Here is a 17,429-nt window from a genome sequence, read left to right as displayed (position 1 = left end):
TCTGGAGCCTGTGTCCGGGGACTGGATTGACGTGTCAGAGGAGGACGCTGACGCGTCTGTCCAGGACGCGGAGGGTCTTCCAGAATCCGGAATCTGGATCCGACTTCCGGACGGCCGCCTTGGGCACGGGCGACCGGCCGTGCAAGTTCCAGGATTTGGACGGATTGGGAATTCGACAGAGGATGGCGCTCCGCTTGCTAGGGGGAGCCCATCGCTCCCGGAATGGATTTCTCCGCTCCTGGTGAGCCTCTGAACTTATGACTCCACAAAAGACTTCGCGGTTGCTGACGTCCCTCACGGGACTTCGCCGCTCGGCTGCGGGCCTGTTGGCCCTGCTGTGTACCGTGCTGTTGGCGTCGCCCGCCTCCGCTGAACCCGACATCATTGGCCTGGGCGATGGCCACAGCGGTGCGCTGACGGTCAACACGCCCAACACGGTCGTCAACACGTACGCGCGGCTGACGGCGGGTGCTCCCGTTGGCCAGACGTTCGTGAACGTCACGGACACGACGGGCTTCGCCGTGGGCGACCTGGTGATGATCTACCAGTCCACCGGCTTCACGGGCGCGGTCACCTCCGGTGCGACGGGCCCGTTCGACTTCAACGCGAACGCGGTGGGCAACTGGCAGTTCGTGCGGGTGACGGCGCTGACGGGCACGCGCCTGACCTTCACGGGCACGCCGCTCACGGCGGCGTTCACGGGAGGCACGAGCGCGACGGCCATCCGCACCTCGGCGCAGGCCATCCGGGTGCCGGAGTACACGAACGTGACCATCAACGCGGGCGCGAGCATCGTCGCCCGTCCGTGGTCCAGCGCCGACATCAACGACACGGTGGGTGGCGTCGTCGCCTTCTTCGCCACGGGGACGGTGACGAACAACGGCGCCATCTCCGCCACGGGCGCGGGGTTCCGCGGCGCGGATTACTTCAACAGCAGCGGAGATAACTGCGCCGCGAACGCGTATGACCTGTCGCAACCCAATGGCGGCGCCATGAAGGGCGAGGGGCTTGTGCCTGCCCGCTACAAGCCGCCCACGGTGTTCTTGCAGACCGCGCCAATCTCGGGCCGGGGCAACATCCTCAACGCGGGGGGTGGCGGCATCTGCCACAACTCCGGTGGTGGTGGTGGTGGCAACGGCGGCGCGGGGGGGATCGGCGGTCGGACGTGGACCGGTGACACCGCTCCGGCGCGTCCGGTGGGCGGCCTCCCCGGTGGCCAGATGCTGTTCAGCCCGGCGGCTCGCGTCCTGTTCGGCGGCGGCGGTGGCTCGGGTCACGGCAATGACGATACTGGCTCCGGCGGCGGAAACGCGGGCGGTGTCGTCTTCGTGCGCGGCGCGGCGCTTGCGGGAACAGGCAGCATCACGGCGGACGGCGTCTCCGCGGCGGACTCCCAGAACGACGCGGCGGGTGGTGGTGGCGCGGGCGGTACCCTCTCCCTGCGGTTCACGGGCGCCCTGGCGTGTAGCGGTACCGGCGCGCTGTCCGCGAAGGGTGGAAACGGCGGCAACAGCACCTTCTTGGATTCGCCGCACGGCACGGGTGGTGGCGGTGGCGGTGGTTACATCCACCTGCAGGCCAGCTCCTACGCCTGCCCCGCGTCGGTCTCGGGCGGCGCGGCGGGCATCCAGCCCACGCTGACCGCTCCGGATGGTGCGACCTACGGCTCGGCGCCGGGCAACCCGGGTGTCATCACCATGGGCCCGGCTCCCACCGTGCTGACCCCTGCCAATGGTTCGTCCACGTCGAACCCCACGCCCCCCATCACGGGCACGACGCCGGGCCCGAACCAGACGGTCCGCATCTACATCGACGGTCAGCCCCAGGCCACGACGGTGACGTCCGACGCGGCGGGCAACTTCAGCTTCACGCCGACGGTGCCCCTGAGCGTGGCCGCGCACACCGTCTACGCGGTCACGGTGACCAGCGGCGTCGAGAGCGCCCCGAGCAACACCAACACCTTCACCGTCACCGCCCCCGCGACGCCGACGGTGGCCATCACCGCGCCGGCCAACGGCGCCACGGTGACCAACCCCACCAACGTGACGGTGTCGGGTACGGCGGCCAACGCCACCTCCGTCACGCTCACCGTCAACGGGACGAACTACGGCCCCATCCCGGTGACCGGCGGCGCATGGAGCCAGGTGCTCAGCCCGAGCCCGCTGCCCAACGGCACCTACAACGTGTCCGCGGTGTCCACGAACGGCACAGTCAACAGCACCACGGCGACCTCCACCTTCACGGTGGCAGCGCCGACGGTGGCCATCACCACGCCGGCGAGCGGCTCGACGGTGACGAACCCCAACGTGACGGTGACGGGCACGGCCGCGAACGCGACCAACGTGACCGTGACCTTCCAGGGCACGAACTACCCGGCGACGGTGACGAGCGGTAACTGGAGCGTGGCCCTGCCGGGCCCGCTGGCCAACGGCAACTACACCGTGACCGCGGTCTCCACCAACGGCACGACCAACAGCACCACGGCGACCTCCGCCTTCACGGTGGCCGGGCCGACGGTGGCCATCGTCACCCCGGCGAACGGCTCCACTGTGACGAACCCGAACAGCGTGACGGTGACCGGTACGGCCGCGAACGCCACCTCTGTCACGCTCACGGTCAACGGGACGAACTACGGCCCCATCGCGGTGACCGGCGGGGCATGGAGCCAGGTGCTCTCCCCGAGCCCGCTGCCCAACGGGACGTACAACGTGTCGGCGGTGTCCACGAACGGGACGACCAACAGCACCACGGCGACCTCCACCTTCACGGTGGCGGGTCCGACGGTGGCGATCACCACCCCGGCCAACGGCTCGACGACGACCAACCCCAACGTGACGGTGACCGGTACGGCCGCGAACGCGACCAACGTGACCGTGACCTTCCAGGGCACGAACTACCCGGCCACCGTGACGGGCGGTTCCTGGTCCGTGGCCCTGCCGGGCCCGCTGGCCAATGGCACGTACACCGTGACGGCCGTGTCCTCGAACGGCACGACCAACAGCACCACGGCCTCGTCCACCTTCACGGTCGCGGTGCCCGCGCCGACGGTGGCCATCACCACCCCGGCCAACGGCTCGACGGCGTCGAACCCGAACGTGACGGTGACCGGTACGGCCGCGAACGCGACCACGGTGACGGTCACCTTCCAGGGCACGAACTACGGTCCCATCACGGTGACGGGTGGCAACTGGAGCCAGGCGCTGCCCGGCCCGCTGGCCAATGGCACGTACACCGTGACCGCCGTGTCCACGAACGCGTATGGCACGAACAGCACGACCGCGACCTCCACCTTCACGGTGGCGGGTCCGACGGTAGCGATCACCACCCCGGCCAACGGCTCGACGACGACCAACCCCAACGTGACGGTGACGGGCACGGCCGCGAACGCGACCAACGTGACCGTGACCTTCCAGGGCACGAACTACCCGGCCACCGTGACGGGCGGCAACTGGAGCGTGGCGCTGCCGGGCCCGCTGGCCAATGGCACGTACACCGTGACCGCGGTGTCCACGAACGGCACGACCAACAGCACCACGGCGACCTCCACCTTCACGGTCGCGGTGCCCGCGCCGACGGTGGCCATCAGCACCCCGGCCAACGGCTCCACGGTGACCAACCCGAACGTGACGGTGACCGGTACGGCCGCGAACGCGACCACGGTGACCCTGACGTTCCAGGGCACGAACTACGGTCCCATCACGGTGACCGGCGGTAACTGGAGCCAGGCGCTGCCCGGTCCGCTGGCGGATGGCACGTACACCGTGACCGCCGTGTCCACGAACGCCCAGGGCACGAACAGCACGACCGCGACCACCACCTTCACGGTGGACCAGACGCCTCCGACGGTGGCCATCAGCACCCCGGCGGACGGCGCGATCCTCAACACCCCCAACGTGACGGTGACCGGCACGTCCGTGGGCGCATCGTTCGTGACGCTCACCTTCGACGGCGCCAGCTACGGCCCCATCACCGTGAATGGTGACGGCACCTGGAGCTACGCGCTGCCCGGCCCCCTGGCCGAGGACACGTACACCGTGACCGCGACGGCCACGGACGCGGCGGGCAACACCAGCACGCCGGACAGCTCCACGTTCACGGTGGACCTGACCGCGCCGACGGTGGCCATCAGCTCGCCGGCCGACGGCTCCGTCATGGGCACCGACACGGTGACGGTGACCGGTACCGCCACGGGCGCGACGTCCGTGACGCTGACCTACGGCGGCACCAACTACGGCCCCATCCCCGTGGATGGCTCCGGCAACTGGACCTACGCGCTGCCCGTGACCCTGCCGGAAGGCCCGAACACCGTGACCGCGGTGTCCACGGACGCGGCCGGCAACACCAGCACGCCCGCGACCTCCACCTTCACGGTGGACCTGACCGTCCCCACGGTCGCCATCACCACGCCGGCCAACAACACCTCGGTGAACACCGGCTCGGTGACGGTCACCGGCACGACGACCAACGCGACCTCCGTGACGCTCACCTTCGATGGCGCCAGCTATGGCCCCATCACCGTGAATGGTGACGGCACCTGGAGCTACGCGCTGCCCGGCCCCCTGGCCGAGGCCACGTACACCGTGACCGCGGTGTCCACGAACGGCGCGGGCACCCCCAGCGCGACCGCGACCTCCACCTTCACGGTGGACCTGACTCCGCCGACCGTCGCCATCAGCACCCCGGCGGACGGCTCGACGACCAACACCCCCAACGTGACGGTGACGGGCACGTCCACGGGCGCGACGTCCGTGACGCTGAGCTACAACGGCACGGACTACGGTCCCATCCCCGTGGATGGCGCGGGCAACTGGACCTACGCGCTGCCCGTGACCCTGCCCGAGGGCTCCATCACCCTCACCGCGACGTCCACGGACGCGGCGGGCAACAAGAGCACGGCTGCCAACACCACCTTCACGGTTGACCTGACGGCTCCGGAAGTCGAAATCACCGCGCCGGTGGACGCCACGACGGTGGCCTCCGGCACGGTGACCGTCACCGGCACCTCCGTGGGCGCCACCTCCGTGACGCTGTCCTTCCAGGGCAATGACTACGGCCCCATCCCCGTGGATGGCTCCGGCAACTGGAGCCAGGCGCTGCCCGGTCCGCTGACGGATGGCACGTACACCGTGACCGCGGTGTCCACGGACGCGGCCGGCAACGAGAGCACGCCCGACAGCTCCACCTTCACGGTGGACACGGCCGCCCCGACGGTGGCCATCACCACCCCGGCCAACGGCTCCACGGTGGGCGCCAACGTCACGGTCACCGGTACGACCGCGGGCGGGGCGACGAGCGTGACCGTGTCCTTCCAGGGCACGGACTACGGCCCCATCCCCGTGGATGCCTCCGGCAACTGGAGCCAGGCGCTGCCCGGCCCGCTGGCCAACGGCACGTTCACGGTGACGGCGGTGGCGGTGGACGCGGTGGGCAACACCAGCACGACCGCGACCTCCACCTTCACGGTGAACACGGCCGCCCCGACGGTGGCCATCACCACGCCGGCCAACGGCTCCACGCTGACCAACCCCAACGTGACGGTCACGGGCACGTCCGCGAACGCCACGTCCGTGACGGTGACGTTCAATGGCACCAACTACGGCCCCATCGCGGTGAACGCCTCCGGCAACTGGAGCCAGGCGCTGCCCGGCCCGCTGGCGGATGGCACGTACACCGTCACGGCGGTGTCCACGAACGGCGCGGGCACGAACAGCACGACCGCGACCACCACCTTCACCGTCAACACGTCGGGCAAGGTGGACTCGGACAACGACGGTCTGCCGGACGACGAGGAGATCCTCGCGGGCACCGACCCGAACAACCCGGACACCGACGGCGACGGCATCCCCGACGGCATCGAGGTCAAGGTGGGCGGGACGGATCCGCTCGACAGCGACTCGGATGACGACGGCATCCTCGACGGCAACGAGGACAAGGACCACGACGGCGTCGTCGACGCCGACGAGACCGACCCGAAGATCATCGACACCGACGGCGACGGCCTGACCGACGGCGTGGAGCTGGGCCTCACCGAGCCCCAGGGCACCGGCACCGACCCGTCCAAGTTCGTGGCGGACAAGGACCCGTCGACGAAGACCAACCCCCTGGACGACGACACGGACGACGACGGCCTCACCGACGGCAACGAGGACGCCAACCACGACGGCAAGGTGGACCCGACCGAGACGGACCCGAACAAGCTCGACACGGACGGTGACGGCCTGACGGACGGCCTGGAGCTGGGCCTCACCCAGCCCCAGGGCCAGGACACCGACCCGGCGACGTTCAAGGCGGACCAGGACCCCGACACCAAGACGAACCCGCTCGACCCCGACACCGACAAGGGCGACGTGCTCGACGGCGTCGAGGACCGCAACCACAACGGCCGCGTGGACGTGCAGGAGTCCGACCCGCTCAACCCGGCGGACGACCAGGACGCGGACGGCGACGGCGTCGACAACGCCACGGAGCTGGAGCTCGGGATGGATCCGTTCGACTCCGACTCGGATGACGACGGCGTGCCGGACGGCATCGACGGGATTACCGACACGGACGGCGACGGCACCATCGACGCGCTCGACCCGGACAGCGACAACGACGGCATCAACGACGGCACGGAGCTGGGCGTCACGGCGGAGACCGCTCCGGCGGGCACCGACACGTCGTCCCCGAACTTCAAGCCGGACGCGGACCCCTCGACGAAGACGGACCCGAAGAACCCGGACACGGACGGCGACGGCCTGAAGGACGGCGAGGAGGACGCCAACCACGACGGCCGCCGTGACGCCACCGAGACGGATCCGAACATGAAGGACACCGACCAGGGCGGCATCGACGACGGCACGGAGGTGAAGGGCGGCTCGGATCCGCTCGACGCCAACGATGACTTCCTGGTGGTGGGCCACGGCTGCAGCACGGGCGGCTCCGGTTCGCTGGCGCCCTTCGCGCTGATGCTGCTGGCGCTGCCCCTGGTGGGCCGCCGCTTCCGCCGCGCCGGGGACCTCCTGGCGCGCGCGGGTGGGGCGCTGGCCGTGTTCATCACGGCGCTGTTCGCGAGCGGCTCCGCTCACGCGCAGGCCACCGCCGTGTCGCAGGCCATCGACGTGCAGCAGTACAAGCCGGGCCCGGGCGTCGCGGACGTGCTCGCGGTGCACGGCGCGAAGGTGCAGCGGCACCTGGGGTGGAACGTGGGGCTGTCGGTCAACTACGCCGACAAGCCGCTCAACTTCTTCGACCCCCGCTCGGACACGTACGTCACCTCCCTGGTGAAGAGCCAGGTGGGCTTCGACCTGATGGGCGCCGTCGGCCTCTTCGACCGGTTCGAAATCGGCGTGGTGCTGCCCATCACCATCCAGGGCTCGGAGGCCTCGCCGGCCGTGGACTCCTCCTTCGCCAACGGGGTGAGTGGGGGCGGCATCGGCGACCTGCGCCTCATCCCGAAGGCGCGGCTGCTGGACGGTGACGACTACGGCGTGTCCGTGGTGCTGCCCATCTCGCTGCCCACGGGCGGTGCGTCGGACTTCCTCGGCGGGTCGGGCGTGTCCGTCAACCCGCGCGTGGTGGCGGAGTACGGCAAGCGCTTCCGCCTCCTCGCCAACGTGGGCGTGGACCTCCGCAAGGCGGAGCAGCTTCGCAACCTGAACGTCGGCAGCGCGCTGGCGTACGGGGTGGGCGCGGAGGTCCCGCTGGGGAATTCGCCGCTGGCCGCCCAGGCGTCGCTGGTGGGCGCCATGGGCTTCAAGCAGCAGAACGAGGAGGAGCGTCCCCTGGAGCTGCTCGCGGCCCTGAAGTACCGCGCGCCGACCGGCCTGTCCGCGCAGGTGGGCGCGGGCCCGGGCCTCACGCACGGCTACGGCACGCCGACCTTCCGCGTGCTCGCGTCCGTGGCCTACACCGCCCCGGAGCGCGCCGCGGAGCCGCCCCGGCCGGTGTGCCCGGAGGGCCCCGAGGACTTCGACGGCTTCCAGGACCAGGACGGCTGCGCGGACCCGGACAACGACGGCGACGGCATCATGGACACGGAGGACAAATGCCCCAACGAGCCGGAGACGGTGAACGGCTTCGAGGACACCGACGGCTGCCCGGACACGCAGCCCGTGGCGCCGCCTCCGCCCGCGCCGGTGGACAGCGACGGCGACGGCATCCTGGACCCGGACGACAAGTGCCCCAACGCGCCCGAGGACATGGACGACTTCCAGGACCAGGACGGCTGCCCGGATCCGGACAACGACAAGGACGGCATCCCCGACACGGCGGACAAGTGCCCGCTGGAGCCGGAGACCATCAACGGCGTGGAGGACGAGGACGGCTGCCCGGACAAGGGCAAGGTGAAGGTGCTCGTCGAGGGCGAGCGCATCTTCATCCTGGAGAAGGTCTACTTCGCCACGAACAAGGACGTCATCCTGCCGCGCTCGTTCCCCATCCTGAAGCAGGTGGCCGCCGTGCTGCGCGCCAACCCGCAGGTGGAGCTGCTGCGCATCGAGGGCCACACGGACAGCCAGGGCAACGACGCCGCCAACCTGGACCTGTCCAAGCGCCGCGCCGCCAGCGTGAAGACGTTCCTCGTCAACGAGGGCATCGCCGCCGAGCGCCTGGACTCCGAGGGCTTCGGTGAGTCGAAGCCGGTGGACACCAACAAGACCGCCGCGGGCCGTGAGAACAACCGCCGCGTGGAGTTCAACATCGTGAAGCTGGGCAAGGTGGAAGTGGAGAAGCCCACCCCGTAGCGCTTCACGCCCGGAATGAAACACGCGAGGCCCGGTTCCCCCCGAGGGAGCCGGGCCTCTTCGTCATCCGCGCCCCGTCCTGTCACGTCAGGTGTGCGCGGAGGGCGCGCACAACGGGTCACGGTGAGTCACCGGACGCGAGTCAAGAGGGTGTTTACGCGCGCGCGATGTCCGCATGGCCGCTGATGCCATTCGCGTAAGTGGGCGTCAGGACTCGGTCGCGCAGCAGGGCGCTACAGGCTGGTAGCGGAATACTTGCCAAAGCGCCCGACTTCCTGATGATTGTCGAGGGTGGGTGTTTCCGCGGACGGCGCCGCGGTGCTTCCGCCACGAGGACGACATGGACCAGTTCGAGCAGAACAAGCAGGCCGCGAAGATTCGTGTCGTGGGCGCGGGCGGGGCGGGCTGCAACGCGGTCAACACGATGATTCTGTCGAAGCTGGACCGCGTCGACTTCATCGCCGCCAACACCGATGTCCAGGCGCTCGCCGCGAGCAAGGCGCCCACCCGGCTGCAGTTGGGCCAGGCGCTCACCAAGGGTCTGGGCGCCGGCGCCAACCCGGAGATGGGCCGCGAGGCCGCCCTGGAGTCGCGCGATCAGATCGCCGCGGTGCTGGAAGGCGCCGACATGGTCTTCGTCACCGCCGGTATGGGCGGTGGCACCGGCACGGGCGCCGCGCCCATCATCGCGGACATCGCCAAGAGCCTGGGCTGCCTCACGGTGGGCGTCGTCACCAAGCCCTTCCTCTTCGAAGGCAACAAGCGCCGCAAGCAGGCCGAGCAGGGCATCGTGGAGCTCAAGGCCGCGGTGGACACGCTCATCACCATCCCCAACCAGCGCCTGCTGTCGCTCTCCAATGAGCCCATGCCGCTCTTGGAGACCTTCAAGCGCGCCGACGAGGTCCTGCTCAACGCCGTGCAGGGCATCAGCGACCTCATCCAGTACCACGGCTACATCAACGTGGACTTCGCGGATGTGAAGACCATCATGAGCGACAAGGGCCTGGCGCTCATGGGCACGGGCCACGCCTGTGGCGACCGCCGCGCCATCACCGCCATGCAGCAGGCCATCTCCAGCCCGCTGCTGGAGGACGTCTCCATCGACGGCGCCACCGGCCTGCTCATCAACATCACCGGCGGCCGCGACATGACCCTGCAGGAGGTCAACGAGGCGCTGACGCTGGTGCACGACGCGGCGGACGGCGAGGCGGAGATCATCTTCGGGTCGCTCATCGACGAGCAGATCCAGGACGAGGTGAAGATCACCATCATCGCCACGGGCTTCGTGCACCGGGACGCGCCCAAGGTGCGCTCCATGCCGCAGGTGGTGCAGGTGCCGCTGGTGGGCCGTCCCTCCACGCCGCCGTCCGTGCTGTCCTCGACGCGTGAGGAGGTGGCCAGCCTGGTGCCCGCGAAGAGCACGCCGCGTCCGACCATGTCCACGGTGGAGGCGCCCAAGTCGTCCATGCAGAGCGCGCGCACGGCCGTGGTGAAGGACGCGGCGCTGCCCCTGGACGAGGATCAGTTCGACATCCCCACGTTCCTGCGCCGCCAGGGCCAGACGGAGCTGCCGTAAGCAGGCAGCGGCGGGGACGCTAGCGGGGGAGGCGGGCGACGCTCGCCGTGCCCCTGCCGGTGAGGCGGTCGCATCGGGTGAACAGTCCGTCCACCTCGTCGTAGAGCGCGTCGATGCGCTCCGACGCGCTGGGGGCGGGCAGCAGGCCGTCGCCGGACAGCTCCTCCAGGCGGGTGCCGGCGCGCTGCAGCAACTGCAGGGCCTTGAGCAGGGAGCGGCCCTGCTGCGTGCCGTCGGGCGTGAAGAGGGTGCCGCCCTCGTAGAGCGTCACCAGGTTGGCGCGGGTGTCCTGCTGCCGCTGGTTGAGCCGGTTCCGGTACAAGTCCAGACGGCGGGCGCGACGGGCACCATGCAGGTCCACGACGCTGTGCGTTCCTGTCGACGGGGGATTCACGTCGGGCAAGGTACGCCAGGGGCTCGCAAGCCCGCAAATTTACGGGACTGTACGGACCTGTTGCGCGGCTGCCCGGACGCTTGTCAGTCAAGGGGGTGGGGGTTAGTTTGGCCGCCCTTCGCAACGCCAGGGTGCCTGCCATGTTCCAGAAGCTGCTCATCGCCAACCGGGGTGAAATCGCGCGTCGCATCGGGGCGGTGGCCCGAGGCATGGGCGTGAAGACGGTGGCGGTGTACTCGGACGCGGACGTGAACCTGCCCTTCGTGAAGGAGGCGGACGAGGCCGTGAGGATCGGCCCCGCGCCCGCGAAGGACAGCTACCTGAGCATCCCCGCCATCCTGGAGGCCGCGAAGAAGACGGGCGCCCAGGCGGTGCACCCGGGCTACGGCTTCCTGTCGGAGAACGGCGAGTTCGCCCAGGCGTGCGCGGACGCGGGGCTGACGTTCGTGGGCCCGCCGCCGGAGGCCATGGCGCGGATGAAGGACAAGAGCCAGGCGCGCAAGCTGGTGTCCGCCGCGGGCGTGCCGGTGGTGCCCGGCAGCGACGGCGTGCTGCCGGACGTGCAGAGCGCCCTGGAGGCCGCGGAGCGCATCGGCTACCCGGTGCTGTGCAAGGCCGCCAGCGGCGGTGGCGGCATCGGCATGGCGGCGGCGAACAACCCCGCGGAGCTGGAGAAGGTCTACCGCCAGTGCACGGACCGCGCGAAGGCCGCCTTCGGCCGCGAGGGCGTGTACCTGGAGCGCTACTTCCCGGCGCCCCGCCACATCGAGGTGCAGATCCTGGGCGACACCCACGGCCACCTCATCCACGGCCTGGAGCGCGAGTGCTCCATCCAGCGCCGGCACCAGAAGGTGGTGGAGGAGGCCCCGTCGGTGCTGTTCGCCAACGGACGCAACGCGGGCCTGGCGGAGGAGCTCTTCACGGCGGCCGTCAAGGCGGCGAAGGCGTTCGGCTACGCCAACGCGGGCACGGTGGAGTTCCTGTACTCCGACGGGCAGGTGTACTTCATCGAGATGAACGCCCGGCTCCAGGTGGAGCACCCGGTGACGGAGCTGACCACCGGCCTGGACCTCATCGGCTGGCAGTTGCGCATCGCCGCGGGCGAGAAGCTGACGGTGAAGCAGGAGGACGTGAAGCGGAAGGGCGCGGCGCTGGAGTTCCGCATCTACGCGGAGGACCCGGTGAAGTACTTCCCGTCCCCCGGCCCGCTGAAGGTCTTCCAGCCGCCCACGGGCGAGGGCGTGCGCCTGGACTCCGGCTACGCGGAAGGGGACGTGGTGACGCCGAACTACGACCCGATGATCGCCAAGCTCATCATCAGCGGCGCCACGCGCGACGAGGCCATTGCCCGCGCGGTGAAGGCGCTGGAGTCCTTCCGCATCGAAGGCATCAAGACGAACATCCCGCTCCACCTGCGCATCCTGAAGGACCCTGCCTTCAGCGCCGGTGAGCTGGACACGCACTTCCTGGATTCTCACGCGAAGCCTTAAGTATTCCCACCCGAGGAGGGACGGTTCATGGCGGACGTTGCGGCGCACATCACGGGCACGGTGTGGAAGATCGAAGTGAAGGTGGGCGACAAGGTGGATGCCGGCACCACGCTCGTCATCCTCGAGTCCATGAAGATGGAGATGCCCGTGGAGGCCGAAGAGGGCGGCACGGTGAAGGAGATCCGCTGCAAGGAGGCGCAGCCGGTCAACGAGGGCGACGTCCTCGTGGTGCTCGAGTAGCCACGGGCGCCACCGGATGGAGCCCACGCTGGAGGTGGAGGATCGCGAGGGCGGTGTCCGGGTGCTCACCGTCTCCAACCCGTCGCGGCGCAACGCGCTGAATGACGCGTTGCTGGCCCGGCTGGACGCGGCGCTGGAGCCGGCCGCCCACGTGCGCGCGCTGCTGGTGCGCGGCAAGGGCGGGCACTTCTGCGCGGGCTACGACTTGACGCACCTGGGGCCGCCGGGCGCGGACGGGCGGCTGCCGGATGACCCGCTGGTGGCGTGCCTGCTGAAGCTGGAGCGGCACCCGGCGCCGTCGGTGGCGCTGGTGCAGGGCGGCGCGGTGGGCGCGGGCTTCGACCTGGCGGCCTCCTGCGACTTCCGCGTGGGCGCCGCCGACGCGTTCTTCCTCATGCCTCCGGCCCGGCTGGGCATCGTGTACTCGCCGGAGGGGCTGGCGCGGGCGGTGCGGCTGGTGGGGCTGTCGCGCGCCAAGCAGTTGTTCCTCACCGCGCGCCGGCTGCCGGCGGCGGAGGCGCTCGCGTGGGGCCTGCTGGATGAGTGCCCCGAGGACGCGGAGGCCCGCGCGCTGGCGCTGTGCGCGACGCTGGCCGCGGGGGCGCCCAGGGCGGTGTCGGGGATGAAGGAGGCGTTCGGGCTGCTGGCGCGCTCCGGGCTGTCCCCGGAGGACGTCGCGCACCTGCGTCAGGTGCGCGGCGAGGCGTTTGGCAGCGAGGACGCGAGGGAGGGGCGCGCGGCCTTCCTGGAGAAGCGCGCGCCCCGGTTCTCCGGCCGCTAGGTGTCGCCGAACAGCTCGCCCATGCGCAACTGCAGCGCGGAGGCGATCTTGTAGAGCGACGAGATGGACGCGGAGGACTCCGCGCGCTCAATCTGGGACAGCAGGGACACGGACAGGCCGGTGCGGCGGGCGAGCTGCTTGAGCGTGAGCTCCTGCGTCTTGCGCGCGTCGCGGATGGTGCGGCCGATGGCGCGGTGCAGGTCCGCTTCCGGGTCCTGGGACAGGCCCTTCTTCTGCAGCGCGTTGCGCACGGCGGCCGTGAACTGCTCCGGCTCCATGGGCTTCTTCACATAGTCGGACGCCTGCGCCTTGAGCGACGCGACGGCCGTGTCCACGGTGGGGTACGCCGTGGCGACGATGACCGCGATGTCCGTGTCGTACTTGCGGATCAGCTCCAGCACCTCGGTGCCGGACATCTGCGGCATCATCATGTCGAGGATGACGAGATGGAAGTCGGAGCCACGGAGGATGTCCACCGTCTGCGTGGGGTCCGTGGTGGTGACGACCTCGTAGCCTTCACGGGTCAGCACGAGCTTGAGGTAGTCGCAGTTGTCCTGCTCGTCATCAACTACCAGGATGCGAATCTGCACAGCGTCTCCTCGCTGCAGGGTTGAGGGAAGTGCTGCGGGGGGGGCTACTCGCCAGTGTTGGAGGCGGGGGTTATTGAGCCTGGGACGCTGCTTGGGTGACCTTGCTCAGGGCTTTGATCACCAGGTCGCGCTTCGGATAGCCCTCGGGGGTGAGCAGGAGGAAGGTCTTGTAGGCCTGCTCACTCGCCTTGAAGTCCTTCAGCGTGGCGTGCACCACGCCCAGCATCAGGTGACACTCGGGGACCTTGGGGGCTCGCGCCGCGCAGTCTTTTGCGAGCGAGAGGGCTCCGTTGGCGTCCGTCTTGGCCAGGGTGAGCACCTTGGCCTTGATGGGTTCGATGTTCGCCGCGACGTCCGCCGGCTTCATCGTCTTCAGGGTGTCCGCCGTCACGTCCTCCGCCGTCAGGGTGGCGGCGCTGGCCGGGCTGGCGGCTTCGGTGTCCTGCGGCTTCTGGGCGTCCAGGCGTTGCTTCACGCCGTCGTAGCGGGAGCTGAAGACGGTCTCCGGGGAGACCCTGGCGAAGCTGGCCGCCGCCTCCTTGAACTTGCTGGCGTCCAGGGCTTCCTGGGCGGCCTTGAGGTTCTTGTCGGCTTCCATCTCCTGGGCCAGCAGGCGCTCGCGCGCGGCCTGCGCCTTGACGGCCTGCGGGCCCCGGGCGCCTTCGCCCAGGCTCTTGAGGATCGCGCTCGCGACCTCGAAGTCGGCGGCCCTGAGCGCGGTGGCGAAGTCCTCTTCCGTCGCCTTCGGGGTCTGGGGCTCCGGGGGCGGCTTCACCGGCTCCGGAGTCCTCGGCGCGTCAGGGGCCTTGGTGTCCGGCGGCTTCGCCGCCACGGTCTCCGGGGGCTTCGTCTCCGGGGGCGGGGGCCGCGGCGGCGCCTCCGGGGGCGGCTGCTGCGGATCCGCGGCGACCACGGGCGGCGTGGTGTCCGGCGGCTTGGGCAGCAGCTCCTGGCCCTTCACCACGAAGAGCGCCGCGCCCGCGCCAATGGACAGGAACACGATGACCGCGGCCACCCACATCTTCTTGGAGCCGGCGCGGCCCTGCTGCGCGGCGATGTCGTCTTCCAGCGAGCCGGGCCCCACGAAGCGCAGCTTCACGTGGCCCATCTCGATGATGTCACCGTGGGCGAGCGTCGCCTGGGCGTAGCTCTCGCCGTTGACCGTCATCCCGTTGGCCGACTGCATGTCGATGACGCGCCACTCGCCGGTCTCCTCGCGCACGACCTTCGCGTGCGTGCGGGACAGCGAGCGGTGGTCCAGGGCCACGTCGTTCTCCGACGTGCGGCCGATCCGCAGCTCCGTGCGGTTGCAGTCGAACTCCTGGCCCTTGAACTCGGCGGGGCCGAGCACCACCAGCCGGGGCTGCTCGTCCTCCGGCACGCGCTCCACGCGCCGGGGCCGGTCCGCCTCCATCTGGTCCATGCGGATGATGGACGTGGCGTTGCGGCGGGCATCCGCGGACACGGGCGTGTGGTCGTGCTCGTCGTCCGAGTCGTCGTGGTCCTCCGCCTCGTCCTCCCCGTCCACCATGGTGTCGCGGGGGCGGGGGCCGCTGGCGACGGCGTCCTCGTCGTCGTCCTCCTCGGGCTCCGGCTCCGGCCGGCGGGAGGCGGGCACCTTGGCGGTGATGGCGCCAGTGGGGGCGCTGGCGTTGGCCGCGCCCTCGACCTGCAACGCCAGATCGTAGTCGCCGATCTGGATGAGGTCGCCCTCCTTGAGAGGGAGCTGGCCTGCGACGCGCTCGCCGTTGATCCGGGTGCCGTTGTAGCTCCCCAGGTCTTCGAGCACGACGTGGCCATTGAGGCGCACGAGCCGGGCGTGTCGACGTGACACGTTCCGCTCGGTCAGGCGGATGGTGTTCCCTTCCTGACGGCCAATGGTGATTTCGTCGCGCACGAAGGGAACAACGGTCTTGCGCCCCTCGTCGTCTTCGATGATGAGCTTCAGCACGGGTCCGGTCCGAGTACAGCTATAGCAGAATGCCCTTCACCGAGACAAGCCATGTATCCCCCGAGAACAACAGGGTTTTTCGCCCATCCCAGGGTCAGGAAGGCACTGTTGTCCATCGGTCGATTGGCCGGAAAGGGTGGTGAGGGCAGGGTACCGGCGCTCACGATAGCGCTGATCGCGGCGCAGGCCATTCTGTACGCGTTCGTGGCGTCCGGAGGGCCGCCCGGCGTGGATGCGCTGATCCACTGGGGCGCCAAGTCGGGCCCCCTGGTGACGGACGCGGGGCAGGGCTGGCGGCTGCTGTCCGCCAACCTCCTGCACCGGGACGCCCTTCACCTGGGGCTCAACCTGCTGGTGTTCGCGGGGGTGGGCACGGCGGTGGAGCGCGCGTGCCGGTGGTGGGACTACGTGGCGCTGCTCGCCGTGTCCGGGCTGGCGACGATGGCGGGCTCGCTCTGGTGGTCTCCCACGGTGAGCGTGGGCGCGTCCGGGTGGGTGTTCGGGTGCGTGGGGGCGCTGCTGGTGCTGGGGCGGCGCGGCCGGAGCGGGGCCCGGGGCGCGGGGCCCGGGTGGTTCTCCGGGGAGAACGCGCTGCCCACGGTGCTCGTCTTCCTGTGGCTCGGCTGGACGAGCGTGGGCGTGGACAACGCGGGGCACATGGGCGGGCTGATGGCGGGCCTGCTCGTGGGCGTCCTCCTGCGCTCGCGGGCGTGGGGGGCGGGGGGCTTCCGGGCGGCGGCGCTGGTGGGGCTCGCGGGGCTGGGCGCGGCGGTGGTGGTGATGGAGCGGTCCCGGTGGCGGGTGGAGCACGACGACGGCTTCGGGGTGGCGGTGTCGCTGCCGGACGGCTGGCGCCGCGACGAGGACGGCCAGGGGCGGAGGGCCTTCTCCAACGGGCTGAAGGGCCTGGGGCGGGCCACGCTCACGGCGGAGGCCATCGAGGCGGGGGAGCCCGGGGACGGCTCGGCGCAGGCCCAGCACTTCCTGGACGCGTCGCTGGTGCCGGGGCGGGCGGGACCGGAGGGGCACACGGTGTCCGCGGGCGCCGTCGAGCCCGCGTCATTGGGAGGCCGGCCCGCGCAGCGGATCCGCGCGGAGCTGGACGGGGTGGGGGGGCGGACGCACCTGGTGGCGTGGTTCGTGCCGCGCGGGGAGTGGGTGTACCGCATCGTCTTCACCTGGCCCCAGGCCTACCCGGCCTACGCGCGGGTGGTGGAGCGGATGACGGCGGACGTGCGCTTCGAGGAGCCCGCGAGCCTGCGGGTCGCCCGGGCCCGGGCGTTGCTGGTGCCGGGCGTGGCGGGGCCGCTGCGGGAGCTGGGGCACGCCCTGCGGCGGTGGGGGCTGCCGGCGGATGCCGTGGAGCCCCTGGCGTCGGCGGTGCGGCTGGCGCCCACCCAGGTGGACACGCGCGTGGAGCTGGCCCGCGCGTACTTCGAGTCCGGACAGGTGGAGGCGGGCTGCCACGCGGCGGCGGAGGCCCGGGTGTACGGGCCGTCCGACACGGGCGCGCTGGAGGCGGGCGTGCGCTGCGCGCTGGCGAGGGGAGACACGGCCGAGGCCCTGCTGCGCCTGGAGGAGGCCCGCCGCGTGGACCCCCGGGATGCGCGCCTGCGCGCGGCCGAGGGCGCCTTGAAGGCGGCGGTCGAGGGGCCGGAGCGCTCCCCACCGCGGCGCTGACGCC

The 17,429-nt window shown here is 70.7% G+C and carries 9 protein-coding genes; 6 read left to right on the top strand and 3 right to left on the bottom strand.

Annotation, left to right across the window (positions count from 1 at the left end; genetic code table 11):
* Positions 1-281 precede the first annotated feature (281 nt).
* Together K8556_RS10185 and ftsZ are read left to right on the top strand one after the other, a co-directional pair.
* Positions 282-8,723, top strand: a complete 8,442-nt coding sequence (locus tag K8556_RS10185) for an Ig-like domain-containing protein (RefSeq protein ID WP_223739845.1) — start codon at positions 282-284, stop codon at positions 8,721-8,723.
* A gap of 340 nt (positions 8,724-9,063) precedes the next feature.
* Positions 9,064-10,299 carry a cell division protein FtsZ gene (gene ftsZ / locus K8556_RS10180; RefSeq protein WP_223739844.1) on the top strand — a complete coding sequence of 412 codons (1,236 nt, stop codon included), beginning with the start codon at positions 9,064-9,066 and terminating at the stop codon, positions 10,297-10,299.
* Positions 10,300-10,318: 19 nt separating this feature from the next.
* On the opposite strand, the gene K8556_RS10175 is transcribed toward ftsZ, so the two are convergent.
* Complete coding sequence (locus K8556_RS10175; protein WP_223739843.1) at positions 10,319-10,660, bottom strand: hypothetical protein; 342 nt, start codon at positions 10,658-10,660, stop codon at positions 10,319-10,321.
* Positions 10,661-10,833: 173 nt separating this feature from the next.
* Between K8556_RS10175 and K8556_RS10170 the strand changes: the two genes are divergently transcribed.
* From K8556_RS10170 to K8556_RS10160, 3 genes are read left to right on the top strand one after another with little or no spacing between them, the layout of a single operon-like run.
* On the top strand, positions 10,834-12,183 hold the full coding sequence (locus K8556_RS10170) for an acetyl/propionyl/methylcrotonyl-CoA carboxylase subunit alpha (protein ID WP_223739842.1): 1,350 nt from the start codon (positions 10,834-10,836) through the stop codon (positions 12,181-12,183).
* Between the two features lie 27 nt (positions 12,184-12,210).
* A complete protein-coding gene (locus K8556_RS10165; RefSeq protein ID WP_223739841.1) occupies positions 12,211-12,423 on the top strand; it encodes a biotin/lipoyl-binding carrier protein in 213 nt (70 codons plus the stop codon).
* 16 nt (positions 12,424-12,439) lie between these two features.
* Positions 12,440-13,204: an enoyl-CoA hydratase/isomerase family protein gene (locus K8556_RS10160; protein ID WP_223739840.1), complete on the top strand. Its 765-nt coding sequence runs from the start codon at positions 12,440-12,442 to the stop codon at positions 13,202-13,204.
* Here the strand turns inward: K8556_RS10160 and K8556_RS10155 are convergent.
* A complete protein-coding gene (locus K8556_RS10155; RefSeq protein WP_014398871.1) occupies positions 13,201-13,794 on the bottom strand; it encodes a response regulator in 594 nt (197 codons plus the stop codon). The two genes, K8556_RS10160 and K8556_RS10155, sit on opposite strands and share 4 nt — an antisense overlap.
* 70 nt (positions 13,795-13,864) lie before the next feature.
* On the bottom strand, positions 13,865-15,745 hold the full coding sequence (locus K8556_RS10150) for an FHA domain-containing protein (RefSeq protein ID WP_223739839.1): 1,881 nt from the start codon (positions 15,743-15,745) through the stop codon (positions 13,865-13,867).
* 108 nt (positions 15,746-15,853) lie between these two features.
* On the opposite strand from K8556_RS10150, the gene K8556_RS10145 reads away from it, so the two are divergent.
* Entirely contained in the window at positions 15,854-17,425 is a 1,572-nt protein-coding gene (locus tag K8556_RS10145; RefSeq protein ID WP_304503952.1) for a rhomboid family intramembrane serine protease, read from the top strand.
* Positions 17,426-17,429: the final 4 nt, after the last annotated feature.

Source organism: Corallococcus sp. AS-1-12 (assembly GCF_020036995.1).
In the GTDB taxonomy this organism is placed as follows: domain Bacteria; phylum Myxococcota; class Myxococcia; order Myxococcales; family Myxococcaceae; genus Corallococcus.
Note: the sequence above shows the minus strand (reverse complement) of the source record. Positions and strands in the feature narration are given on the sequence as shown.

What these genes read in the sequence shown, in the direction of transcription:
- ftsZ (WP_223739844.1), top strand. Translation starts at nt 9,064, where the DNA reads ATGGACCAGTTCGAGCAGAACAAGCAGGCCGCGAAGATTCGTGTCGTG.
- K8556_RS10170 (WP_223739842.1), top strand. Translation starts at nt 10,834, where the DNA reads ATGTTCCAGAAGCTGCTCATCGCCAACCGGGGTGAAATCGCGCGTCGC.
- K8556_RS10165 (WP_223739841.1), top strand. Translation starts at nt 12,211, where the DNA reads ATGGCGGACGTTGCGGCGCACATCACGGGCACGGTGTGGAAGATCGAA.
- K8556_RS10160 (WP_223739840.1), top strand. Translation starts at nt 12,440, where the DNA reads ATGGAGCCCACGCTGGAGGTGGAGGATCGCGAGGGCGGTGTCCGGGTG.